Annotated in this window: 25 protein-coding genes; 18 read left to right on the top strand and 7 right to left on the bottom strand. The window is 72.2% G+C overall.

Annotated elements, in window-relative coordinates:
- Nucleotides 1–6: 6 nt before the first annotated feature.
- A complete protein-coding gene (locus ACF07S_RS22565; RefSeq protein WP_391974922.1) occupies nt 7–1,143 on the top strand; it encodes a DUF2786 domain-containing protein in 1,137 nt (378 codons plus the stop codon).
- On the opposite strand, the gene ACF07S_RS22560 is transcribed toward ACF07S_RS22565, so the two are convergent.
- The 4 genes from ACF07S_RS22560 to rpmB all read right to left on the bottom strand — a co-directional run bounded on the left by ACF07S_RS22560 (nt 1,140) and on the right by rpmB (nt 3,008).
- Nucleotides 1,140–1,661 (bottom strand): DUF4232 domain-containing protein, encoded by a 522-nt coding sequence (locus tag ACF07S_RS22560; RefSeq protein WP_391974921.1) that lies wholly within the window; start codon nt 1,659–1,661, stop codon nt 1,140–1,142. The genes ACF07S_RS22565 and ACF07S_RS22560 overlap by 4 nt on opposite strands.
- Nucleotides 1,662–1,743: 82 nt before the next feature.
- Nucleotides 1,744–2,310, bottom strand: coding sequence for a hypothetical protein (locus tag ACF07S_RS22555; RefSeq protein ID WP_391974920.1), 567 nt, complete (start codon nt 2,308–2,310; stop codon nt 1,744–1,746).
- A gap of 133 nt (nt 2,311–2,443) precedes the next feature.
- Complete coding sequence (gene rpsN, locus ACF07S_RS22550; RefSeq protein WP_391962969.1) at nt 2,444–2,749, bottom strand: 30S ribosomal protein S14; 306 nt, start codon at nt 2,747–2,749, stop codon at nt 2,444–2,446.
- Between the two features lie 22 nt (nt 2,750–2,771).
- The gene (gene rpmB, locus ACF07S_RS22545) at nt 2,772–3,008 is read right to left on the bottom strand and encodes a 50S ribosomal protein L28 (RefSeq protein ID WP_280850127.1); all 237 of its coding nucleotides are present in this window, start codon (nt 3,006–3,008) and stop codon (nt 2,772–2,774) included.
- A 74-nt stretch (nt 3,009–3,082) separates the two neighbouring features.
- On the opposite strand from rpmB, the gene rpmG reads away from it, so the two are divergent.
- From rpmG to ACF07S_RS22520, 5 genes are all read left to right on the top strand, one after another.
- Nucleotides 3,083–3,247 carry a 50S ribosomal protein L33 gene (gene rpmG, locus ACF07S_RS22540; RefSeq protein ID WP_391962970.1) on the top strand — a complete coding sequence of 55 codons (165 nt, stop codon included), beginning with the start codon at nt 3,083–3,085 and terminating at the stop codon, nt 3,245–3,247.
- An 8-nt stretch (nt 3,248–3,255) separates the two neighbouring features.
- On the top strand, nt 3,256–3,510 hold the full coding sequence (locus ACF07S_RS22535; protein WP_184765080.1) for a type B 50S ribosomal protein L31: 255 nt from the start codon (nt 3,256–3,258) through the stop codon (nt 3,508–3,510).
- Nucleotides 3,507–4,655 carry a CobW family GTP-binding protein gene (locus ACF07S_RS22530; RefSeq protein ID WP_391962971.1) on the top strand — a complete coding sequence of 383 codons (1,149 nt, stop codon included), beginning with the start codon at nt 3,507–3,509 and terminating at the stop codon, nt 4,653–4,655. The genes ACF07S_RS22535 and ACF07S_RS22530 overlap by 4 nt, the downstream gene beginning before the upstream one ends.
- A gap of 5 nt (nt 4,656–4,660) precedes the next feature.
- Nucleotides 4,661–4,894 (top strand): 30S ribosomal protein S18, encoded by a 234-nt coding sequence (gene rpsR / locus ACF07S_RS22525; RefSeq protein WP_391962972.1) that lies wholly within the window; start codon nt 4,661–4,663, stop codon nt 4,892–4,894.
- Nucleotides 4,895–5,186: 292 nt separating this feature from the next.
- Nucleotides 5,187–5,471, top strand: a complete 285-nt coding sequence (locus ACF07S_RS22520; protein ID WP_391962973.1) for a DUF397 domain-containing protein — start codon at nt 5,187–5,189, stop codon at nt 5,469–5,471.
- 140 nt (nt 5,472–5,611) lie between these two features.
- Here the strand turns inward: ACF07S_RS22520 and ACF07S_RS22515 are convergent, their stop codons facing one another.
- Nucleotides 5,612–6,112, bottom strand: coding sequence for an ATP-binding protein (locus ACF07S_RS22515; RefSeq protein ID WP_391962974.1), 501 nt, complete (start codon nt 6,110–6,112; stop codon nt 5,612–5,614).
- 355 nt (nt 6,113–6,467) lie between these two features.
- Here ACF07S_RS22515 and ACF07S_RS22510 point away from each other — a divergent pair, with 355 nt between their 5' ends.
- From ACF07S_RS22510 to ACF07S_RS22485, 6 genes are all read left to right on the top strand, one after another.
- Complete coding sequence (locus tag ACF07S_RS22510) at nt 6,468–7,292, top strand: helix-turn-helix domain-containing protein (protein ID WP_391963063.1); 825 nt, start codon at nt 6,468–6,470, stop codon at nt 7,290–7,292.
- 127 nt (nt 7,293–7,419) lie between these two features.
- Nucleotides 7,420–8,880 (top strand): aldehyde dehydrogenase family protein, encoded by a 1,461-nt coding sequence (locus tag ACF07S_RS22505; RefSeq protein ID WP_391962975.1) that lies wholly within the window; start codon nt 7,420–7,422, stop codon nt 8,878–8,880.
- 234 nt (nt 8,881–9,114) lie between these two features.
- Nucleotides 9,115–10,191, top strand: a complete 1,077-nt coding sequence (locus ACF07S_RS22500; RefSeq protein WP_391962976.1) for a serine hydrolase domain-containing protein — start codon at nt 9,115–9,117, stop codon at nt 10,189–10,191.
- 351 nt (nt 10,192–10,542) lie between these two features.
- Nucleotides 10,543–10,731, top strand: a complete 189-nt coding sequence (locus tag ACF07S_RS22495; RefSeq protein ID WP_391974919.1) for a DUF397 domain-containing protein — start codon at nt 10,543–10,545, stop codon at nt 10,729–10,731.
- A gap of 116 nt (nt 10,732–10,847) precedes the next feature.
- Nucleotides 10,848–11,609, top strand: a complete 762-nt coding sequence (locus tag ACF07S_RS22490) for a MerR family transcriptional regulator (RefSeq protein ID WP_391974918.1) — start codon at nt 10,848–10,850, stop codon at nt 11,607–11,609.
- A 161-nt stretch (nt 11,610–11,770) separates the two neighbouring features.
- Nucleotides 11,771–12,718: a DedA family protein gene (locus ACF07S_RS22485; protein WP_391974917.1), complete on the top strand. Its 948-nt coding sequence runs from the start codon at nt 11,771–11,773 to the stop codon at nt 12,716–12,718.
- 44 nt (nt 12,719–12,762) lie between these two features.
- Here ACF07S_RS22485 and ACF07S_RS22480 read toward each other — a convergent pair whose 3' ends face one another.
- Both ACF07S_RS22480 and ACF07S_RS22475 read right to left on the bottom strand, forming a co-directional pair.
- Entirely contained in the window at nt 12,763–14,457 is a 1,695-nt protein-coding gene (locus tag ACF07S_RS22480; RefSeq protein WP_391962981.1) for a threonine/serine exporter ThrE family protein, read from the bottom strand.
- A gap of 121 nt (nt 14,458–14,578) precedes the next feature.
- Nucleotides 14,579–15,070, bottom strand: a complete 492-nt coding sequence (locus ACF07S_RS22475; RefSeq protein ID WP_145871991.1) for an inorganic diphosphatase — start codon at nt 15,068–15,070, stop codon at nt 14,579–14,581.
- 79 nt (nt 15,071–15,149) lie between these two features.
- Here ACF07S_RS22475 and dacB point away from each other — a divergent pair, with 79 nt between their 5' ends.
- The 6 genes from dacB (at nt 15,150) to folE (ending at nt 22,785) form a co-directional block, all read left to right on the top strand.
- Nucleotides 15,150–16,775, top strand: a complete 1,626-nt coding sequence (dacB, locus tag ACF07S_RS22470; protein ID WP_391974916.1) for a D-alanyl-D-alanine carboxypeptidase/D-alanyl-D-alanine-endopeptidase — start codon at nt 15,150–15,152, stop codon at nt 16,773–16,775.
- Between the two features lie 61 nt (nt 16,776–16,836).
- Nucleotides 16,837–17,964 (top strand): zinc-dependent metalloprotease, encoded by a 1,128-nt coding sequence (locus tag ACF07S_RS22465; RefSeq protein ID WP_391962983.1) that lies wholly within the window; start codon nt 16,837–16,839, stop codon nt 17,962–17,964.
- A 191-nt stretch (nt 17,965–18,155) separates the two neighbouring features.
- Nucleotides 18,156–19,181: a tRNA lysidine(34) synthetase TilS gene (gene tilS / locus ACF07S_RS22460; protein ID WP_391962984.1), complete on the top strand. Its 1,026-nt coding sequence runs from the start codon at nt 18,156–18,158 to the stop codon at nt 19,179–19,181.
- Nucleotides 19,182–19,248: 67 nt separating this feature from the next.
- A complete protein-coding gene (gene hpt / locus ACF07S_RS22455) occupies nt 19,249–19,809 on the top strand; it encodes a hypoxanthine phosphoribosyltransferase (protein WP_391963064.1) in 561 nt (186 codons plus the stop codon).
- A 187-nt stretch (nt 19,810–19,996) separates the two neighbouring features.
- On the top strand, nt 19,997–22,036 hold the full coding sequence (ftsH, locus tag ACF07S_RS22450) for an ATP-dependent zinc metalloprotease FtsH (RefSeq protein WP_391962985.1): 2,040 nt from the start codon (nt 19,997–19,999) through the stop codon (nt 22,034–22,036).
- Nucleotides 22,037–22,176: 140 nt separating this feature from the next.
- The gene (gene folE, locus ACF07S_RS22445) at nt 22,177–22,785 is read left to right on the top strand and encodes a GTP cyclohydrolase I FolE (RefSeq protein ID WP_391962986.1); all 609 of its coding nucleotides are present in this window, start codon (nt 22,177–22,179) and stop codon (nt 22,783–22,785) included.
- Nucleotides 22,786–22,790 lie beyond the last annotated feature (5 nt).

Genomic DNA, 22,790 nt, shown 5'->3' with positions numbered 1-22,790 from the left:
CGGCTCGTGAGTACGTCCAGCACCGTCGACCGCGCCCTGCGGGCAGCCCTCTACGACGCCACCGACACCGCCCTCGACACCGGCGCCTCCCTGCTCGCCGCCGATCCGGCGGCCGACGCCGAACTGATCCGGCGCGGTGAGGAGTTCGTGGCGAACGCCTGGCGGCGCGGCTGGCAGCCGGCCGACGTCGTACGGATCGTCCGGCGCGAGCTGGACGACGCGCACGCGGGGATCGTCTCGGCGCTCATCCGCGCCCAGGCACCGCACGACGACCGGCCCCGGGGGCCCCGCTGGAGCGCCCAGCTCGCCGCGCTGGGCGAGGAGCCCGCCCCGCGCGCCGACCGCTTCTCGTACGCCACGGCCGTGCTGGAGCTGTACCGACTGCTGCTGCGCCTGCCCGCCCTCGAACCCCTCGACGAGGCGGCGGCCCCGGGCCCGCGGGACCGGCGGCCTGAGTCGCGCGTGCTGGGCCGCATCCGCGCGCTGCTCGCCAAGGCGGAGGCGACCGGGTTCCCCGAGGAGGCGGAGGCGCTCAGCGCCAAGGCGCAGGAGCTGATGGCGCGGCACAGCGTCGACGAGGCGCTGCTCGCCGCCCGGGCGCCCTCGGCCGAGACGCCGGGCGCGTGCCGGATCGGGGTGGAGCCGCCGTACGAGCAGGCCAAGGCGGTGCTGCTGGACTCGGTCGCCACCGCGAACCACTGCCGGGCGGTGTGGAACGAACCGCTCGGCTTCTCCACCGTGGTCGGCTTCGCCCCGGACCTGGAGGCGGTGGAACTCCTCTACACCTCCCTGCTGGTACAGGCCACGACGGCGATGACCGAGGCGGAGGCCGCGCAGAGGGCGGGCGGGCGGAAACGGACCAAGACCTTCCGGCAGTCCTTCCTCGCCGCGTACGCCCACCGCGTGGGGACGCGTCTCGCGGCCGCCGCCGAGTCGGCCACCTCGCGGGTGAGCGACGACCTGCTGCCGGTCCTCGCCTCCCGGGCGGTCGCGGTCACCGACCGGACGGACCGCCTGTTCCCGGAGACGACGACCACGCGGCTGCGCGGGGTGAGCGACGCGGCGGGCTGGGAGGAGGGGGCGCGGGCGGCGGACGGCGCCCGGGTCGGGGCACGCCCGCGGCTTCCCGGAAGCGGCGGCTAGTCGCCCATCCGCTGGTAGGCGCTCACGGAGACCTTGTACCCGGCCCGCCCGTCGGCGGCGACCGGACCGTAGGACCAGGGGAAGATCCGGGTGCCGCCACCGCCGGTGCCGCAGTCCACGCCGACGTGCAGGTTCTCGGCGTCGAAGCCGCCCTGGCGGCGCGTGCCGCGTTCGTAGGTGAGGGTGAAGGACGCGGACTCGCCCTCGGCCAGGGTCAGCTTCTGGGCCGTGGCGCCCTCGGCCGGCGGCACCTCGGCCGTGGCCGGGTCGCCGGCACCGGCCAGCCGCACCTCGGGGAAGCCGTTCAGAGTGCAGGTGGCGCCCTGGACGGTGAAGCTGACGGGCACCTCACCGATGTCCCCGGCGGCCGGCGCGACGCTCGCCGGGCCGACCTCCATGCTCACCCCGTCGGGCGAGGGGGTCGCGCCGGTCCGCTTCCCGTCGCTCTCCGCGTCGTCGCAGGCGGTCAGCAGGAGGAGGCCGGCGACGGCGGTGGCGGCGATCGGCGTGGCGCGCATGGGTGGTCCTCCGGGTTCGTGGACGGGCTTGTGGATCATCATCACGTACGCACCGCCGGTTCCCCGCCGGCCGGGGCCGAGGTCACGACGCCGGTCCCGCCGTCGGGAGTCCCGTCGGGAGCCTGCCGCCCTCGGCCTTGGTGTAGGTCTCGGTGCCGAGGGCGCTCTCCCAGGTGACCTCGAGGGAGGCCTTCCCGGTGGAGTCGACCGTGCCGTTCGCCCGGTCCTCGGCGCCGTCGGTGCACCTCAGGCGGATGGTGTGGGTTCCGGCGCCCTTCCGCGCGGTGCCGCCGCACACGGTGCCGCCCGTGGCGAAGAGGGCGGCCTCCTCGCCGTCGACCATGAGGGCCACGGCCTTGCCCCCGGCCGTGGTGAGCCGGCTGCCGTCCAGCTCGCCCGCCGGAGCCCCGCCCGCGCCGGAACCGCCCGCGCCGCCACCGCCCGTGCCGCCACCGGAGTCCGCGGTCGCCGCGGCCGACGGGGTGGGGGCGGCCGCGGACCCGCCCGGGTCCTCGGAGCCGCCCCCGCCGCACGCCGTCAGCGCGAGCGCGCCGGCCAGGCCCACGGCCACGGCCCGTGCGCGCCGGGGGCGCGACGCGTACGGCACCGGCGGTGCGGGCGAGTACGTCACCGAAGCCTGCGAGATCACTGCGAGCCCCCTGGCCGTTGGCCGGCCCCGTCGGCCGGACGACGGCAGTCAGCCAACAGGAACCACCCGCCGGTCCACCAGCCCCAGTGACACGCCCCGCGCCCCGCCCCCGCCGGAGCCCCTGCGGAAGCCGCTACCAGGACGCCTTGCGGACCCCCGGCAGATACCCCGCGTGCGCCTGTCCCCGCAGGTTCACGCGGGAGAGGCCGAATGTCCGGAGGTACCCGCGCGGACGGCCGTCCACCTGGTCGCGGTTGCGCACGCGCGTGGCACTCGCGTCGCGCGGCTGCCGGCGCAGCTCACGCTGCGCCGCCGCCCGTTCCTCCGCGGTGGCGGACGGCCGCCGGATGATCTCCTTCAGCTCCGCCCGTCGCGCGGCGTACCGCGCGACGGTCTCCTGCCGCTGCTCGTTCTTCGCGATCTTGCTCTTCTTCGCCATGCCGGTTCCTCCGCCCGCTCCGTCAGACCTTCACGCCGCGCGCGCGGATGCGCGCCACGGCCGCCTCGACCCCGATGGTGTCGACCGTCTTGATCCCCTTGGCGCTCAGCCGCAGCCGTACGTGACGGCCCTCGCTCGGCAGCCAGTAGCGCTTGGACTGGATGTTCGGGTCGAAGCGGCGGGACGTGCGCCGGTGGGAGTGCGAGATCCGGTTGCCGAAGCCCGGCCGGGCCCCGGTGAGCATGCAGTGCGCGGACACGAGTGATGCACCTCTCTCGAAAGCCGTTCCCACATCATTATGTAAATGGGAATCGTTTTCAGTAAGGTATCAGCATGGCACGCAACGAACTCCGTCCGGTCATCAAACTCCGGTCCACCGCCGGCACCGGCTTCACCTACGTGACCCGCAAGAACCGCCGCAACGACCCGGACCGCCTGACGCTGCGCAAGTACGACCCCCGCGTCGGGCGCCACGTCGACTTCCGAGAGGAGCGCTGAACACCGCCATGCGCAAGGGAATCCACCCCGCCTACGGCCCCGTCGTCTTCCGTGACCGCGCCGCCGGCCACGCCTTCCTCACCCGCTCCACCATGACGAGCGAGAAGACGGTCGAGTGGGAGGACGGCCACACCTACCCGGTCGTCGACGTCGAGATCTCCAACGTCAGCCACCCCTTCTACACCGGCACCGCGCGCGTCATGGACACCGCCGGCCGCGTGGAGCGCTTCGAGCGCCGGTACGGCAAGCGGGGTGCGGAGTGACGCTGTCCGTGGCCATCGTCGGCGGGCTGCACGCCGACGCCCGCAGGGCGGCCGTCGCGCGGCTGCTCGCCGGCGTCCCCGGCAGCGTCGTACTCCACCACGACCTGGAGACGGCCACCGCGGGCACGGTCGTACGGACCGTGCGGGACGCCGGCGGGCTGCTGTCCGCCGGCGAGGCGCCCCTGGTCAACGACTGCGCCTGCTGCGCCCTGCGCGAGGACCTGGTGCCCGAGCTCGAACGGCTCGCGGACGCGGGGGACACCCCGCTCGCGATCGTCGAACTGTGGGACTCCGTCGAGCCGAAGGCCATGGCGGAGGTGGTCGCCGCCGGCGGTCTCACCGTCACCGGGGTGATCACCGCAGTCGACCCGGCACTGCTGCTGCCGTACCTGGGCAACGGCGACGACCTCGCCGAGGGCGGGCTCGCCGCCGCGCCGTCCGACCGGCGCACGGTCGCCGACACCTTCGCGCGCCAGCTGGAGTACGCGCCCGTGCTGGCCCTCGCCGACTCCCCGGAGGCCGACGACGAGGACCGCGAGCTGCTCGCCCAGCTGCATCCGACGGCCCACCGGGTCCCGATCGGCGAGGAGGCGCCGGCGGGCGGCCGCTCGCTCCTCGTGGCGGCCGCGCTCGCCGGTTTCGACGTGGAGGCGGCCGCCGCCGCCCAGCACCCGGCGTGCGCGCTGCTGCCCGCCGAGGCCGACGCGCACGGCGTCTCCACCCTCGTCTGGCGCAGGCGCCGGCCCTTCCACCCCGAGCGGCTGTACGCCGCGCTGGAGGACCTGACCTGCGCGGCGGCGCGCAGCCGGGGCCGGTTCTGGCTCGCCGACAAGCCCGACACGCTCTTCCACTGGGACGCGGCGGGCGGCGCCCTGTGCGTGGAGAGCGCCGGCCCCTGGCTGGGCGCGCTGCCGGACGCGGCCTGGGAGATGGTCCCGCCGGTCCGCCGGGCCGCCGCCGCGCTGGACTGGCACCCCGAGCACGCCGACCGCTGCCAGCACCTCGTCTTCACCTCACCCGGCCTCGACCGCGACGGGCTCGAACGGCTCCTGGAGCACTGCCTGCTGACCGACGCCGAGTACGCCGCCGGGCCCGCCGCCTGGCAGCACCTGCCGCACTCCTTCGACACCCTCCTGGAGGTCTGACCACCATGCCCCGCAAGCCCGAGCGCAGGCCCGTCACGTCCCGCCCCAACCCCCTCGACCAGGCCGGCATCACCTACATCGACTACAAGGACACCGATCTGCTGCGCAGGTTCGTCTCCGACCGGGGCAAGATCCGCAGCCGCCGCGTCACCCGGGTGACCTCCCAGCAGCAGCGGCAGCTCGCCAAGGCCGTCAAGAACGCCCGGGAGATGGGGCTGCTGCCGTACTCGACCCGCTGAACCGAAAAGCGCTCCGCGCGCCGGCACGAGGAGAAGAGGAGAAGAGGAGAAGAGGAGAACACGGGAGAACACGAGGGAACACAAAAGGCCCCGCGTGCGTCTCCAAGGACAGCGGGGCCCGGTGAGCGCCGGCCGGACGGACCACCGCGGGACACCGGCGCCGTAACCACGGGACCACCCCGCGTGCACGTGCATCTGCTCATGCATCAGCACATGAACAAAGCTATGATCCGGATCAGTTGACCATTGCATCAATGGCCACGCCAGCCAGTGCACCAGCGGGGAGCGACCTGTGGACCACGACGTGTACGACGGTGACGTGTACGACGGTGCCGACGCGTCCGGCGCGTACAACGGCATGGCCGCCGCCGGGCTGGGCGGGGTCGCCTGGCAGAAGAGCCGGCACAGCAACTCGCAGGGGTCCTGCGTGGAGTTCGCCCGGCTGCCCGGCGGGGAGGTGGCCGTGCGCAACTCCCGCTTCCCCGAGGGCCCCGCGCTCGTCTACACCCGCGCGGAGATCGAGGCCATGCTGCTGGGCGTGAAGGACGGGGAGTTCGACCACCTGGTCGCCGGCTGACGCGGCCGAGCGCGGGACGAACGCGATCCGGGGCACTCCGGGGGCGCCGGCCCGGCCCCGCGGACGACTCGGGAGGGGCGGGGGAGGCCGGGGAGCGGCCACGCGCGGACGATCGCGGCGCCCGGACGCGCCGCGGTTCCTCACACGCCGGGGCGGGGGAGCCGGAACAGCGCCCAGACCACCTTGCCGCCGAGCGTCCCCGCCCTGGGGTGCCAGCCCCAGCCGTCGCTGAGGGAGCCGACCAGGAACAGCCCGCGGCCCGACTCGTCGGAGAAGTCGTCCGCGTCACGGGTGACGGGACCGGCGTCGCTGGGGTCGCGCACCGCGCACACCAGCCGCTCGCTCCACCGCATCAGGTACAGCCGCACCGGCGGTTCCTGCGCCGTCAGCCGCGCGGTGCCGGCCGGCACCGCGTGCCGCAGGGCGTTGGTGACGAGTTCGGAGACCACCAGGCACACGTCGTCGAAGCGGTCGTCCAGGTCCCACTGGCCGAGGGTCCCGCGGGTGAACCGCCGGGCTTCGCGCACCGCTTCGTAGCGGGCGTGGAGGGCGCAGGAGGCGGCGTCGGACGCGGCCGCGAGGTCCAGCGGCGGAAGGCCCTGCCGTAACGGCGCGAGCATGGTCGATCCGTTCGTTCCCATGCGAGGCACTCCCGGTGGTTCGCGGTCGTAGCGCGGCGGCGGTGGTGCGGGGACCATGGTTTCGGATGCCCACAGCAGATGCAAGGGCAGATGCACGTGCAGCTGACCGAAATGAGACCGTCCGTACGGGTTCGTTGGCCAATTTTTCCGTCATCTTCACGTCTCCGCCCCGCTGTCCCCTGCCTCCTCCTTGCTCCGCCCGTGCTCCTTCCTGCGCGGATTCACCGGCTGGATTCCGTTTCCGTAACCGGACGAGTACTGCTCGAAGTGTTTTAGTGGCAGACTGCGGGCCCTGAGGACGTTGGGGAGGCTGGCGAACGTGAGCGCGGGAGAGCCGGGATCGGTGGTGCGGCGCATGCTGCTCGGATCACAACTCAGGCGACTGCGTGAGGCGCGGGGCATCACGCGCGAGGCGGCGGGCTACTCGATCCGCGCCTCCGAATCGAAGATCAGCCGGATGGAGCTGGGCCGGGTGAGCTTCAAGACCAGGGACGTCGAGGACCTGCTGACGCTGTACGGCATCACGGACGAGCAGGAGCGCACCTCGCTGCTCTCCCTCGCCAGGGAGGCCAACGTCGCGGGCTGGTGGCACAGTTACTCGGACGTGCTGCCCAGCTGGTTCCCCACCTATGTGGGCCTGGAGGGCGCGGCCTCGCTGTTGCGCGCCTACGAGGTGCAGTTCGTGCACGGCCTGCTGCAGACCGAGGAGTACGCCCGCGCGGTGGTGCGGCGCGGCATGAAGGGCGCCGACGAGGAGGACGTCGAGCGGCGGGTGGCGCTGCGTCTGGAGCGGCAGAAGTACCTGGTCTCCGAGAACGCCCCCGAGTTCCACGTCGTCCTCGACGAGGCCGCCCTGCGCCGGCCGTACGGCGACCGCGCGGTGATGCGCGGCCAGCTCCAGCACCTGATAGAGGTCTCCGAGCGGCCCAACGTCAGGCTGCAGGTGGTGCCTTTCAGCCTCGGCGGTCACTCCGGGGAGTCGGGCGCGTTCACCATTCTCGGTTTCCCCGAGCCCGATCTGTCGGACGTCGTCTACCTGGAGCAGCTCACCAGCGCGCTGTACCTGGACAAGGCCGAGGACGTGGCCCAGTACGAGAAGGCGCTCAAGGAACTGCAGCACGACAGCCCGGGTCCGGCGGAGAGCCGGGACCTCCTCCGGGGCCTGCTGCAACTTTCCTGAGGAGCCCGGGGATCCCGGGATCCCCGGGGATTCCGTCAACTTCCCACAGACATAAGTACGATGACGTGCCATCAGACCGTGCGGTCGATCAGTGCTCTGCTGACGCGGCAAGGGATCGAGGGATCACATGTCTCCGTACTTCACCGACCTGGCTCAGCAGTACATCGACGGTGAGTGGCGTCCGGGCAGCGGCTCCTGGGACGTCATCGACTTCAACCCCTACGACGGCGAGAAGCTCGCGTCGATCACCACAGCCACCGTCGACGAGGTCGATCAGGCCTACCGGGCGGCCGCCCGCGCGCAGAAGGAGTGGGCGGCGGCCACCCCGTACGCCCGCCGCGCGGTGCTCGAGAAGGCGCTCCGGCTGGTCGAGGAGCGCGAGGCGGAGATCTCCGAGGCGATCGTCGCCGAACTCGGCGGCACGCGCCTGAAGGCGGCCTTCGAGCTGCACCTCGCCAAGGAGTTCCTGCGCGAGTCGGCCCGTCTGGCGCTGCGCCTCGAGGGCCGGATCATCCCCTCGCCGGTGGACGGCAAGGAGAACCGCGTCTACCGGGTGCCCGTCGGCGTCGTCGGCGTGATCAGCCCCTTCAACTTCCCTTTCCTGCTGTCGCTGAAGTCGGTCGCCCCCGCGCTCGCACTCGGCAACGCGGTGGTGCTCAAGCCGCACCAGGACACGCCGGTGGTCGGTGGCTCCCTGATCGCGAAGATCTTCGAGGACGCGGGACTGCCCGGCGGTCTGCTGAACGTCCTCATCACCGACATCGCGGAGATCGGCGACGCCTTCCTGGAGCACCCCGTCCCGAGGGTCGTCTCCTTCACCGGCTCGGACGAGGTGGGCCGCCACGTGGCCACCGTCTGCGCCGCCCACTTCAAGCGCTCGGTCCTCGAACTCGGCGGCAACAGCGCGCTGGTGGTCCTCGACGACGCCGACCTGGACTACGCCGTGGACGCGGCCGTGTTCAGCCGGTACGTCCATCAGGGGCAGGTCTGCATGGCCGCCAACCGTGTGCTGGTGGACCGCTCGGTGGCCGAGGAGTTCACCGGGAAGTTCGTCGCCAGGGTCAGGTCCCTCAAGGCCGGCGACCCGCGCGACCCGGAGACAGTCATCGGACCGGTGATCAACTCCCGGCAGGCGGACGCCCTGTCCGGCGTCGTCGCGCAGGCGCTCGCCGAGGGTGCCACCGCCCTGGTGCACGGCAGCCGCACCGGCAACCTGGTCGAGCCGTCCGTCCTGACCGGCCTGCCCGCCGACTCCGCCCTGCTGCGGCAGGAGGTCTTCGGGCCCGTCGCCTTCCTCGTGCCGTTCGACGGCGAGGAGGAGGCCGTACGCATCGTCAACGACACCCCCTACGGGCTGAGCGGCGCCGTGCACACCGGGGACGTCGAGCGGGGCGTGCACTTCGCCCGGCGGATCGACACCGGCATGTTCCACGTGAACGACGGCACCGTGCACGACGAGCCGATCGTCCCCTTCGGCGGCGAGAAGCACTCGGGCATCGGCCGGCTGAACGGCGACACCATGCTGGACGTCTTCACCACGGTGAAGTGGATCTCGGTGCAGCACGGCAGGAGCGACTTCCCGTTCTAGTGGCGCAACGGTGCTCGTTCCGAGTGATGGGCGGTGCTCAGGGGCTGTGTCCGCGTCGTTCGTAATGGCTGAGGCGGGCCTGGTCGCGGTGGTGTCGTGGGCGGCGCGCTGCGTGGTGGACTCCGGTCCACCGCGTGTGGTCGTGCGTCCGAAGTGACTGTTGATGTGGGTGGCCGAAGCCGGTGCGCGTCCGTACGCGATACGGGGCGGCGCCGGCCGACGAAGGGGTGGACCGTGGATCGACGAAGACTGCTGGGCACCGCGGCGGCCGCGGCCGGTGCGGCGCTGATACCGGGCAGGGCCATGGCGGCCGGGGACGGACTGGCCGCGCGGGTGCGGCCCTACCTCGACCGCGCGCTGGCCACCGGCGCCCCGAGCGCGGTGTTCGGTGTCATCCGCGGTGGCCGGCGGTACGTGGCCGGTGCCGGCCAGGACGGCCCCGCCCCCGACGGCGGAACCGTGTTCCAGCTCGGCTCGATCGGCAAGACGCTCACCGCCACCGCGCTGGCGCGCGCGGTGGGCGCGGGTACGGTGCGCCTGGACACGCCGCTCAGCCTGCCGTCCGGATTCACCGTCCCGCGCGGGGAAACCCGGCGGATCACCCTGCGCGACCTGGCGACCCACTCCTCCGGCCTGCCCAGCCTCCCCGCCAACCTCCTGGCCGGGGCGGACCCGTACAACCCGTACGCGCACTACACACTGGAGGACCTGGCCACAGGTCTGCCCCAGACCCCTCTGGACAACGAGCCGGGCAGCACGTACGCATACTCCAACCTGGGCTTCGGGCTGCTCGGCCAGGCGCTGGCCTTCGACCGCGTGGACGCGATGCTGCGGCGCCGTGTGACCGCACCGCTGGGCCTGCCGGACACGACCACGACCCTGCGACCGGACATGGCCTCCCGCAGGGCCGTCGGCCACATGGCCGGGGAGGCCGTCCCCGACTGGCGCGACCGCGTCCTCAGCGGTGCGGGCACCTCGATCTACAGCACCGCCGACGACATGCTCCGGTACCTGGATGCCCAGCTGCACCCGGAGCGCTCGCCGCTGCGGGACGCGATCGAGCTGACGCAGCGGCACCACTTCACCGATCCCGCCACGGGCCTGCGGCTGGGCCTCGGCTGGCACTTCGGCACGCTGTCCGACGGCCGGACGATGAGGTGGCACAACGGCGGCACCTACGGCTTCAGCACCTGTGCGGCGTTCGACCGGGAGAGCGGAACGGCGGTGGTGATGACGGTGAACACCTACAGCGATACCACGCGTCCGTTCGACATGTTGGTCTTCGCCCTGCTCGACGAGCTCGGCTCCTGAGCCCGCCGTGGCGGGGCGCCGGGGCGCCGGGGCACGTGTGGGCCGCCGTCGCCTGGCCGCCGGCCCCGCTCGCGGTGTTCTTCCGGCCGGCGGTGCGGCGGTGCGGCGGTGCGCGCGGCTGAGCCGGTGAGGTGACCTCAACTGCCCGGACCCGTACCGGCGTCGAAGTCCGTGTACACGCTCAGGCGGGCGCCCCTGCTCTCCGCGATGCGGCACACGTCGGTCAGGGCCTCGCCCATGCGGGCAAGGAGGTGACGGAGCTGGACGGCGCTCAGGTGCTCGTCGTCGTGGAGCATGCCCGCGAGGTGGGCGAGCAGACCGGCGGCCATGTCGAGCTGGACGCCCTCGGCGATGTCGGCATGGCGTAAGTCCTCCTACAGCAACGACCAGGGCGGCAGTTGTCTCGAGGTCCTCGACAGCCCCCGCTGGGGCGTTCCTGTGCGCGACTCCAAGAACCCCCACGGCCCGGCTGTGATCGTTCCGGCGTCCGCGTGGTCGACGTTCGTCACGGCGGTCAGGAGTGGCGGCTTCCCCTCCTGACCGCCTGCTGACCCACGTCCACTCGTTCCCTCGGCCTCCGTCCGCTCCCGTCACCGGCTTGCACCTCACGTCGCGTGAGGACCCAGGGTGGAGTGCGTACCCGGAAGGGAGCGGAAGTGAGCTACTCCGTAGGACAGGTGGCCGGCTTCGCCGGCGTGACGGTGCGCACCCTGCACCACTACGACGACATCGGCCTGCTCGTACCCAGCGAGCGCAGCCACGCGGGGCACCGGCGCTACAGCGACGCCGACCTCGACCGGCTGCAGCAGATCCTGTTCTACCGGGAGCTCGGCTTCCCGCTCGACGAGGTCGCCGCCCTGCTCGACGATCCGGACGCGGACCCGCGCGCGCACCTGCGCCGGCAGCACGAACTGCTGACCGCCCGGATCGGGAGACTGCAGAAGATGGCGGCGGCCGTGGAGCACGCCATGGAGGCACGCAACATGGGCATCAACCTCACGCCCGAGGAGAAGTTCGAGGTCTTCGGGGACTTCGACCCCGACCAGTACGAGGAGGAGGTGCGGGAACGCTGGGGCGGCACCGACGCCTACCGGCAGTCACGGGAGCGGACCGCCTCGTACACGAAGGAGGACTGGCAGCGCGTCCGGCACGAGGCCGACGAGCTCACCCGGCGCTTCGTCGCCCTGATGGAGGCCGGTGAGCCCGCGGACTCCGGGGCGGCCATGGACGCCGCCGAGGAGCACCGGCAGGGGATCTCCCGCAACCACTACGATTGCGGGTACGAGATGCACACCTGCCTGGGGGAGATGTACGTCTCGGACGAGCGTTTCACGCGAAACCTCGACCAGGCACGGCCGGGCTTCGCCGCCTACCTGCGCGACGCGATCCTCGCGAACGCCGCCCGGCACACCTCCTGAGCGGTGCTCGCGGCCCGGGTCCCGCTCCCGGGCCGCGAGCACCGCCGCCCGGTGCATGCACCCCCGGAGGGCCGGTGGAACCTGGAACCCCACGGCTGCGTTGATACGTTTGGGTAGCCAGTCCCTACCCGTCTCCCCCCAGCAGCAGGAGCCACAATCCCGTGACCACCCTTGCGCTCGGCCCCGAGTGGCTGAGCCCGGACTACCTGATCGAGACCTTCAGCCTGCCCGGCATCCTGCTGATCGTCTTCGCCGAATCCGGACTCTTCGCGTTCCTGCCCGGTGACTCCCTGCTGTTCACGGCGGGTCTCTTCGTGGCCGAGGGCAATTACATCAGCCAGCCGCTGTGGCTGGTGTGCACGCTGATCGTGCTGGCCGCCGTCATCGGCGACCAAGTCGGTTACATGATCGGCAAGTTCTTCGGCCCGAAGCTGTTCAACCGGCCCAACTCCAAGCTCTTCAAGCAGGAGAACCTGGAGAAGGCCCACGAGTTCATGGAGAAGTACGGCCCCAAGGCGATCGTCCTGGCCCGCTTCGTCCCGATCGTGCGCACCTTCGCCCCCATCGTGGCCGGCGCGGGCCGCATGAAGTACCGCACCTTCTTCACGTACAACCTGATCGGCGGTGTCGCCTGGGGATGCGGCGTCACCCTCGCCGGTTACTGGCTCGGCCAGATCGAACTCATCAAGACCAACATCGAGCCGATCCTCATCCTGATCGTCTTCATCTCCGTGGTGCCGATCATCGTCGAGTACCTGCGCGAGCGCGGGAAGAAGAAGCGCGCCGCCGCCGAGGCCCCGGCCGCTGTGCCCCAGCACGCCCAGCACGCCCAGCACGCCCAGCACCCGGGGGCGCCCGCCATGGACGACGCCACGACCCAGCTGCGCCGCATCACCCCGAGCGCCCCGCAGCCGCCCCAGCAGCACTACGGCCACCGGGGCCACCCGCAGCAGCAGCCCCGGCAGCCCCAGCAGCCGTACGGGAACGACCAGTACGGCGGCCAGGGATACCCGCAGCAGCAGCCGCCCCAGCAGCCGTACGGGAACGGCCCGTACTACGACCAGAACCAGAACCAGAACCACCAGCAGCCGTACGACCGCGGCTACTGACCGGACCGGGGAGCGCGGGGCTTCCGGGGCCTGCCGGGCAGGCCCTAGAAGCCCCGCGTCCGCTTCGCCGCCCGGCGCTTCTCGGCGGAGCCGATCCGCAGGAACAGCCGGGAGATCTCCGACCCGAGGTTCACCCCGATCGCGATGGCCATGGCGAGCGCCACGGCCTGCGTGAGGTACACCAGCCCCGAGTCGACCTCGTTCTGGGCGATGCCCAGCAGACCGAAGTACGTGGCGGAACCGGGCAGCAGCGGCCCGATCGCCGCCGTGGTGTACGGCAGCGCCGAGGCGAACCGGTACCGGGACAGCAACTGCCCGAACAGGCCCACCACACCCGCCGCCACGGCCGTGGACGCCACCGGCGAGATGCCGCCCGCGTAGTGCATCGCCCCGTACACCACCCACGCGACGCCGCCGTTGAGGGTCACCATCGCCACGGTGGACCGTTCCTGCTGGAGCAGCACCGCGAAGGTCAGCGACAGCAGCATCGACGCGCCGATCTGCCACACCGGCCGCTCGGAGACGCCGAGCGCCGCGTCCGGGTTCAGCTCGGCCCCCAGCTGCACGCCGAAGTACAGCACCGTCAGCACCCCGGTCACGATGCCCACGAAGAAGTACAGGACCTCCAGCAGACGCGCGGACGCCGTGATGTAGAAGCCGGTCAGGCCGTCCTGCACGCCCGCCACCAGCGCCCGCCCGGGCAGCAGCGCGAACAGCCCACCGGTGATCACCGCGGAGGCCTTCACGTCCGCGTGCGCCAGCGTCAGCGCCACCCCGATCGCGGCCGGCGGCATCGCGGCCACCGTGAACTGGTAGAACTCCGGCAGCCCCCGCCCCGCGCACAGCCAGGCCAGCCGGTCGCCGAGCATCGCGCCGACCGCGGCGGCGAGGAACACCAGGAAGCCGCCGCCGACGAGCATCGACGCCGCCCCCGCGAGCAGTCCGCTCGCCCCGGTCAGCACCCAGCCGGGATAGGGGTGCCGGTTGCGGCGGATCTCCGCCAGCCGCCGGTAGGCCTCCTCCAGGGAGAGGTGCGTCTCCACGTCGCTGAGGTCGTCCACCAGCCGGTACACGGCCGCCAGCCGCGTGTAGTCCGGGCTCCGGCGGCGCACCGTGCGCGAGGCGGTCACCGGGTCGTCGACCAGCGAGGGCTGGTGGGAGATCGACAGCAGGGTGAAGGTGACGTTGGGCTCGCAGCGGTCCAGGCCGTAGGAGCGGCACACGGCGAACATCGCCGCCTCCACGTCCTCGGCGCCCTCACCGCCCGCCAGCAGCAGCTCGCCGATGCGCAGGGTCAGGTCGAGCACGCGCGGAACGGCCGGCCCCGACTCGTCGTGCCGGTGCACCTGCTCCGGCGCCGGCCGCTCGGTCACGGGCATGCGCAGCATCGTGCGCATCCGGTCCTGCCAGGGAACGTCCCTGGTCAGGCTGACGAGCGGGATCCCGTTCGGCGGAGTGAACGCCGTCGGCGGCTGCTTCGCGCTGTAGGTGCTCGGCGGGGTGAACGCCGAACCCTCCGCCTCGGCCGGATGCGGCGGGGCCACGCCCAGGCCGTTCGGCACGGCGAACTCGGACGTCGTCTCGGACTCCGTACCGGTCCTCGGCAGGGCCAGCCCCTCGGGGACGGCGAACTCGGACGTCGTCGACGACTCGGTGTCTGCCGCCACGACGCCGGCGGGAGGCAGATACGCGCTCCTCGCCTCGTCCGACTGCGGCTTGCGGTCCTCCGCGTCCCTCACCTGCTCCGCTCTCCCTGTACGACACCGTCCCTGCGCGTGCCCCGTAGGGCCTCAGTATGCGCAGGCGCAGCACGACGGGCCGCACGCGTGCGCGTGCGGCCCGTCGTGTCCGGCGCGGGACTCAGTGGCCGCCCTGCTCCTCGAAGCGCTTGTAGGACCGCTCGATCTCCGCCTCGGCGTCCACCCGGCCCACCCAGTTGGCGCCCTCGACCGACTTGCCCGGCTCCAGGTCCTTGTAGACCTCGAAGAAGTGCTGGATCTCCAGGCGGTCGAACTCGGACACGTGGTGGATGTCCCGCAGGTGCTCCACGCGCGGGTCCGTCGACGGGACGCACAGCAGCTTGTCGTCACCGCCCGCCTCGTCCGTCATACGGAACATGCCGATCGCGCGGCAGCGGATCAGGCAGCCCGGGAAGGTCGGCTCGTCGAGGATGACCAGCGCGTCCAGCGGGTCGCCGTCCTCGCCGAGGGTGTTCTCGACGAAGCCGTAGTCGGTCGGGTAGGCGGTCGAGGTGAAGAGGCGACGGTCCAGGCGGATCCGACCCGTCTCGTGGTCCACCTCGTACTTGTTCCGCGAACCCTTCGGGATCTCGATCGTGACGTCGAACTCCACCGGACGCTCCTCCATGATCAGCACATAGTTCTGGTGGTTAAGTGTCCCTCACGCAGGTGGGTGATCGCGAAAGGGGCTGGTGGTCGTGCCGGAGCTGGGGCCTTGGCGGGCCGCGGGACCGCGTGTGGCGCGGATCGCGGACGCCGTACGGCCGCGTCTCACCCGGGCCGCGGAGAGCGCACGACCACGTCTGGCGCGCCTGGCCGCGGCCGTCGGGCCGTGGCCGGCGCGGCCGGGCCGGCCGGGATCACCGCGGGTCCCGCGGGCTACGCGACCGAAGACCTGGCGGTTCACCGCGACCGCGGCCACCGCCGGTCTGGCGCTGGCCGCGGGAGTGGCGACCGCCGCCGGCCCCTGGGACTCCACGGGTCAGCGTACGGCCGAGCGGCAGCGGGCCGTGGCCCTGCAGGCCATGCGTGGCACAGATCACGGCGGCGCCCGCGCCCACGCCGGTACGCCGCCCCGCGGACCGTGGGGCGCCGCGCCCGCCGCCTCCGTGCTCACCGGCCTCGGCGGCACCGCCACCACCGTACGGTCGGCGCCCGGCACCAAGGCCCTCACCGGCATCCTCGGCCCGCTGCTGAACACCCCGGCGCTCGGCCGCCGCTCCGCCGCCGTGGTCGACGTGGCCACCGGCGCACGGCTGTACGGCACCGGCTCCGGGAACGCGCTCACACCCGCCTCGACCACCAAGATCGCCACCGCGGTCGCCGCGCTCTCCGCGATGGGCCCCGAACACCGCCTCACCACCCGCGCGGTCTACGAACCCGACACCGAGGAGGTCGTCCTGGTCGGCGGAGGCGACCCCACGCTCACCGCCCGCGAGAAGGCCGGGGGACCGGCCGGCCTGCCCGGCCTCGCCGAGCGGACCGCCGCCGCCCTGGCCAGGCGCGGCGTGCGCGAGGTGACCCTCTCCTACGACACGACCCTCTACCGGGGCACCACGGCGCACCCGATCGGGGTCAACCCGAACCTCGCCGCCGTCACTCCCCTGATGGTCGACGAGGCCCGCGCCGACGACTCCACCAGCGGTCCGGCCCCGCGGGTCGCGGACCCGGCGGCCGACGCCGCGCGGAAGTTCGGCGACCTCCTCGAGAAGCACGGCGTCAAGGCCACGCCCCCCGGCCCGTCGAAGGCCACCACCCGCGCCTCCACCCTCGCCACGGTCTCCTCGCCCCCGCTCGCCGCCCTCGTCGAACGGATGCTGACCGACAGCGACAACGACATCGCCGAGGCCCTCGCCCGGCACACCGCCCTCGCCACCGGCAGGCCCGCCGACTTCGCCGGCGCCGGCGCCGCGATCACCGCCCGGCTCCAGCGGCTCGGCCTGCCGCTCAAGGGCGCCGACGTCAAGGACGGCAGCGGCCTCGACCGGCGCGGCAGGCTCAGCGCCGACCTGCTCACCGCCCTGCTCGTCACGGCCGGCGACCCCGCCCACCCCGAGCTGCGCCCCGCCCTCACCGGGATGCCCGTGGCCGGCTTCACCGGCACCCTGGCCGGCCGTTACGCCGACGGCGCGGCCGGCGTCGTACGCGCCAAGACCGGGACGCTCAGCGGCGTGAACGCCCTGGCGGGCACCGTCGTCGACCGGGACGGCCGGCTGCTGGCCTTCGCCTTCCTGGCGAACGGCACCGGCGACCCGGCGGCGGCCCAGTCCGCCCTGGACGAAGCGGCCACCGCGCTGGCGGCGTGCGGCTGCCGGTGACCGCCCGCCCGGCTGTCCCGCCGCCCTGCCCCGAGCCGGTGCACTCACGTACGGTTGACGCATGACGAGCATCGGTGCCTCTTCCGGGATGGTCGACTGGAATCTCGCGGTCGCGACCGCGACCCGGCTCATGCGGCCGGGCCCCGACGTGAGCCGCGACGAGGCCCGGGCCGTCGTCGCGGAACTGCGCCGGCACGCCAAGGCCTCGGAGGAACACGTCCGGGGCTTCACCCGTCTGGGCACCGAGGAGACCCACGACACCCCCCTGCTCGTCGTCGACCGGCCCGGCTGGGTCCGGGCCAACGTCGCGGGCTTCCGCGAACTGCTCAAGCCGCTCCTGGACAAGATGCAGGAACGGCGCGGCGGCGGCGCCGGCAACGCGGTGCTCGGCGCCGTCGGCGGCAAGGTCACCGGCGTGGAGCTGGGCTTGCTGCTGTCCTTCCTCGCCTCCCGCGTCCTCGGCCAGTACGAGACCTTCGCCCCCGCCGCCCGCGACCTGCCCGGTGGTGCGAACGGCGGCGGCCGGCTGCTGCTCGTCGCCCCCAACATCGTCCACGTCGAACGCGAACTGGACGTCGCGCCGCACGACTTCCGTCTCTGGGTGACCCTGCACGAGGAGACCCACCGCACCCAGTTCACCGCCGTGCCCTGGCTGCGCGACCACCTGGAGGGCGAGATCCAGTCGTTCCTGGGGGAGACCGACGTCGACCCCATGACCGTCCTGGAGCGCGTCCGCGAGGCCGCCCAGTCCCTCGCCGGCGGCCGTCCCGAGGGCGAGGAGGGCGACGAGGGGCGCTCCCTCGTCGAGATCGTGCAGACGCCCGCCCAGCGCGAGATCCTCGGCCGGCTCACCGCCGTGATGTCGCTGCTGGAGGGCCACGCCGACTTCGTGATGGACGGCGTCGGCCCCCAGGTCGTGCCGAGCGTCGCCGAGATCCGCGAGAAGTTCCAGCAGCGCCGCGCCAAGGGCGCCTCACGCCTGGACCTCGCCCTGCGCAAGCTGCTCGGCCTGGACGCCAAGCTGCGTCAGTACCGCGACGGCGAACGCTTCGTGCGCGCCGTCGTCGAGGAGGTCGGCATGGACGGCTTCAACCGCGTGTGGACCTCCCCCAACACGCTCCCCACTAAGGCGGAGATCGCCAAACCGGCGGACTGGATCACCCGGGTGCACCGCAAACCGGAAGCGTGAGCCCCGCGCCCCGTCACGCGACGCGTCCCGCCGACGGCAGACGGACGCCCCTTCAATCACCCGTCCGAGGGACCGTGAGTCATGAGTAGGCGTGCGATGCTCGGGGAACCACCCGTTTCTGTCACCATCTACGTACTCTGAGTGACCGATCTCGGGTCCACCCCCCGACAACTTCATGAAGGGAACCGGACATGGGTCCCCATCCTGCGGTCGCGGCGATACGCCTGGCGGTCCGCCGCGTCCTGAACGACATCCTCGACCATCCCGGCCCGGCCCCGGGCCGCCCCGCACCCGAGCAGCCCCCCTCCCCGCTCGTGCTCGTGGCCTGCTCCGGCGGCGCCGACTCCGTCGCGCTCGCCTCCGCCCTCGCCTTCGAAGCCCCCCGGCTGGGCATCCGCGCAGGCGGTGTCACCGTCGACCACGGCCTCCAGGCCGGCTCCGACCGGCGCGCCGCCGAAGTCGTCCTGCGCCTGCGCGAACTGGGCCTGGACCCCGTCGAGTCCCTCGCCGTCACCGTCGGCCGCGGCGGCGGGCCCGAGGCCGCCGCCCGCGACGCCCGCTACGCCGCCCTGGACGCCGCCGCCGAACGGCACGGCGCCGCCGCCGTCCTGCTCGGCCACACCCGCGACGACCAGGCCGAGACCGTCCTGCTCGGCCTCGCGCGCGGCTCCGGCATCCGCTCCCTGTCCGGAATGGCCGCGGTCTCGGGGGCCGACGGCCGCTACCGGCGCCCCTTCCTCCAGCTCGACCGGCAGACCGCCCGCAAGGCCTGCATGGTCCAGTCACTGCCCGTCTGGGACGACCCGCACAACACCGACCCCGCCTACACCCGCTCCCGGCTCCGCCACGAGGGCCTGCCCGCCTTGGAGAAGGCCCTCGGCAAGGGCGTCGTCGAGGCCCTCGCCCGTACGGCCCAGCTCTCCCGTGACGACGCCGACGCCCTCGACGCCTGGGCCGGCCGGGCCGAGGCCGGCGTCCGCGACGCCGACGGCCGGCTGGAGTGCGCCGGGCTGCACGCCCTGCCGCCCGCCGTGCGCCGCCGCGTACTGCGCCGGGCCGCCATCGACGCCGGTGCCCCGGCCGGTTCGCTGTTCGCCCGCCACATCGAGGAGATCGACCGGCTGATCACCGGCTGGCGCGGCCAGGGGGCCATCAACCTCCCCGGCCGGGTCGTGGCCCGTCGGCAGGGTGGCAGACTGGTGATTCGGCAGGGCTGAATCCGGACCCACCGGCCCGTACGAGTCGCGGGACGGACCGGACCGGCCGGTGGGACGACCGAAAGTGATGCGGGTGGACGCGAAAGACATGGGTGCCGACCTCGAGAAGGTGCTCATCACCAAGGAAGAGATCGACGCCAAGCTGGTGGAGCTGGCCGCGAAGATCGACGCGGAGTACGCGGGCAAGGACCTGCTGATCGTCGGTGTCCTCAAGGGCGCGGTGATGGTGATGGCCGACCTCGCCCGGGCGCTGTCCACCCCCGTCACCATGGACTGGATGGCCGTGTCCTCGTACGGGGCGGGCACCCAGTCCTCCGGTGTGGTGCGGATCCTCAAGGACCTCGACACCGACATCAAGGGCCGGCACGTCCTGATCGTCGAGGACATCATCGACTCCGGGCTGACCCTGTCCTGGCTGATCTCCAACCTCGGCTCGCGCGAGCCCGCCTCCCTCAAGGTGTGCACGCTGCTGCGCAAGCCCGAGGCCGCCAAGGTCGCCATCGACGTGGAATGGGCCGGCTTCGACATCCCCAACGAGTTCGTCGTCGGCTACGGCCTCGACTACGCCGAGAAGTACCGCAACCTCCCGTTCGTCGGTACTCTCGCGCCCCACGTCTACGGCGGCTGAGCCCTCGGCCCGCGCCGCCGTACGGTGATCGGGAACCCCGGCGGGGTCCGCCGCGTTGGAGCATGCGTGGACACCATCCCCGGCCGTCCCCCGCAGCTTCGGGGGGCAATGCTGGGGTACCGTCCGAAGAACAGCCTTTATCAGACTCACTATGGCAGGAGGGACGGGGCGGCACCGCTCCGTATGGATGGACGTGAAGCGATACTTCCGTGGGCCGGTCATGTGGATCGTGCTGGCCGTCCTTGCCGTGGTCGTGTTGATGCAGGTCGTCGGCTCGTCCGGCGGCTACAAGACGGTGGACACGGGCCAGGTGGTCCAGGCGATCAATGAGAACAAGGTCGAGTCGGCCAAGCTGACCACCGGCGACGAGCAGACCGTCAAGGTCTCGCTCAAGGACGGCCAGAAGGTCGAGGGCAGCTCGAAGATCCAGGCGAGCTACATCGGTGACCAGGGCGTCACCATCGCCAGTACGCTGCAGGACAAGTTCCAGAACGAGCAGATCCCGGACGGCTACACGGTCTCGCCGTCCAAGCAGAACCCGTTCGTGAGCATCCTGCTCTCGCTGCTGCCGTTCGTCCTCATCGTGGTCGTCTTCCTGTTCCTGATGAACCAGATGCAGGGCGGCGGCTCCCGCGTCATGAACTTCGGCAAGTCCAAGGCGAAGCTCATCACCAAGGACACCCCGAAGACGACGTTCGCCGACGTCGCGGGATCGGACGAGGCGGTCGAGGAACTCCACGAAATCAAGGAGTTCCTGCAGGAGCCGGCGAAGTTCCAGGCCGTCGGGGCGAAGATTCCCAAGGGTGTGCTGCTCTACGGCCCGCCCGGCACCGGCAAGACCCTGCTCGCGCGGGCCGTCGCGGGCGAGGCGGGCGTGCCGTTCTACTCGATCTCCGGTTCCGACTTCGTCGAGATGTTCGTCGGTGTCGGTGCCTCCCGGGTCCGTGACCTGTTCGAGCAGGCCAAGGCCAATGCTCCCGCGATCGTCTTCGTCGACGAGATCGACGCGGTCGGCCGCCACCGCGGCGCCGGCCTCGGCGGTGGTCACGACGAGCGCGAGCAGACCCTGAACCAGCTCCTCGTCGAGATGGACGGCTTCGACGTCAAGGGCGGCGTGATCCTCATCGCCGCGACGAACCGGCCCGACATCCTCGACCCCGCCCTGCTGCGGCCCGGCCGCTTCGACCGGCAGATCGCGGTCGACCGCCCGGACATGCAGGGCCGGCTGGAGATCCTCAAGGTGCACCAGAAGGGCAAGCCGGTCGCGCCGGACGTCGACCTCTCGGCCGTCGCCCGCCGCACCCCCGGCATGACCGGTGCCGACCTGGCCAACGTGCTCAACGAGGCCGCACTGCTGACCGCTCGCAGCGATCAGAAGCTGATCGACAACCACATGCTGGACGAGGCGATCGACCGTGTGGTCGCGGGCCCGCAGAAGCGGACCCGGATCATGTCGGACAAGGAGAAGAAGATCACCGCGTACCACGAGGGCGGACACGCCCTGGTCGCGGCGGCCTCCCCGAACTCCGACCCCGTCCACAAGATCACCATCCTGTCGAGGGGCCGTGCCCTCGGCTACACGATGGTGCTGCCGGACGAGGACAGGTACTCGACCACGCGCAACGAGATGCTGGACCAGCTCGCCTACATGCTGGGCGGCCGCGCGGCCGAGGAGCTCGTCTTCCACGACCCGACCACCGGTGCCGCCAACGACATCGAGAAGGCCACCGGACTGGCCCGCGCGATGGTCACCCAGTACGGCATGACCGAGCGGCTCGGCGCCATCAAGTTCGGCGGCGACAACACCGAGCCGTTCCTCGGCCGTGAGATGGCTCACCAGCGGGACTACTCGGAAGAGGTCGCCGCGCTGGTCGACGAAGAGGTCAAGAAGCTCATCGAGACCGCGCACAACGAGGCGTGGGAGATTCTGGTCGAGAACCGCGACGTCCTCGACAACCTCGTCCTGGCCCTCCTGGAGCGGGAGACGCTGGGCAAGGAGGAGATCGCCGAGATCTTCGCGTCGATCGTCAAGCGCCCGCCCAGGCCCGCCTGGACCGGCTCCTCGCGCCGTACGCCGTCCACCCGCCCGCCGGTCCTCTCCCCCAAGGAGCTGGCCCTGACGAACGGGTCGAACGGCGCGACACCGGCCATCACCACCGCGAAGAGCACCGTGGCGGAGTCCGCCCCGGCGCCCGAGCGGACCCCGGAGGACCGCCCCGAGAGCTGATCCCGGGGCTCCCGGCGCTCCGCCGGGCCCGGAATGGATGCCGCGCCCCCCGAGGTTCTAGCCTGGGGGGCGCGGCATCGTGTGTGTCCGCGGTTGAGGCGCGTGCCCCTCACGCGCGAAGGCACAGGAACGAGGCACCCATGACCGACCCCGTGACGCTGGACGACGGCATAACGCCCGTCGGTGAGTTCGACGAGAAGCGGGCCGAGAAGGCCGTACGCGAACTCCTGATCGCGGTCGGGGAGGACCCGGACCGGGAGGGTCTGCAGCAGACCCCGGCGCGGGTGGCGCGGGCGTACCGGGAGATCTTCTCGGGGCTGTGGCAGAAGCCCGAGGACGTGCTGACGACGACGTTCGACATCGGTCATGACGAGATGGTGCTGGTCAAGGACATCGAGGTGTACTCGACCTGTGAACACCACCTGGTGCCCTTCCGGGGTGTGGCGCACGTCGGGTACATCCCGGCGACCAGCGGGAAGATCACCGGGCTGTCGAAGCTGGCCCGGCTGGTGGACGTCTACGCCCGCCGCCCGCAGGTGCAGGAACGACTCACCACGCAGATCGCGGACTCCCTGATGGAGATCCTGGAGCCACGTGGAGTGATCGTGGTCGTGGAGTGCGAGCACATGTGCATGTCGATGCGCGGCATCCGCAAGCCCGGCGCGAAGACGCTCACCTCGGCCGTACGCGGTCAGCTGCGGGACGCGGCGACGCGCAACGAGGCGATGAGTCTGATCATGGCCCGCTGACGCCG

Source organism: Streptomyces sp. NPDC016640 (assembly GCF_043076215.1).
Taxonomy (GTDB): domain Bacteria; phylum Actinomycetota; class Actinomycetes; order Streptomycetales; family Streptomycetaceae; genus Streptomyces.
Note: the sequence above shows the minus strand (reverse complement) of the source record. Positions and strands in the feature narration are given on the sequence as shown.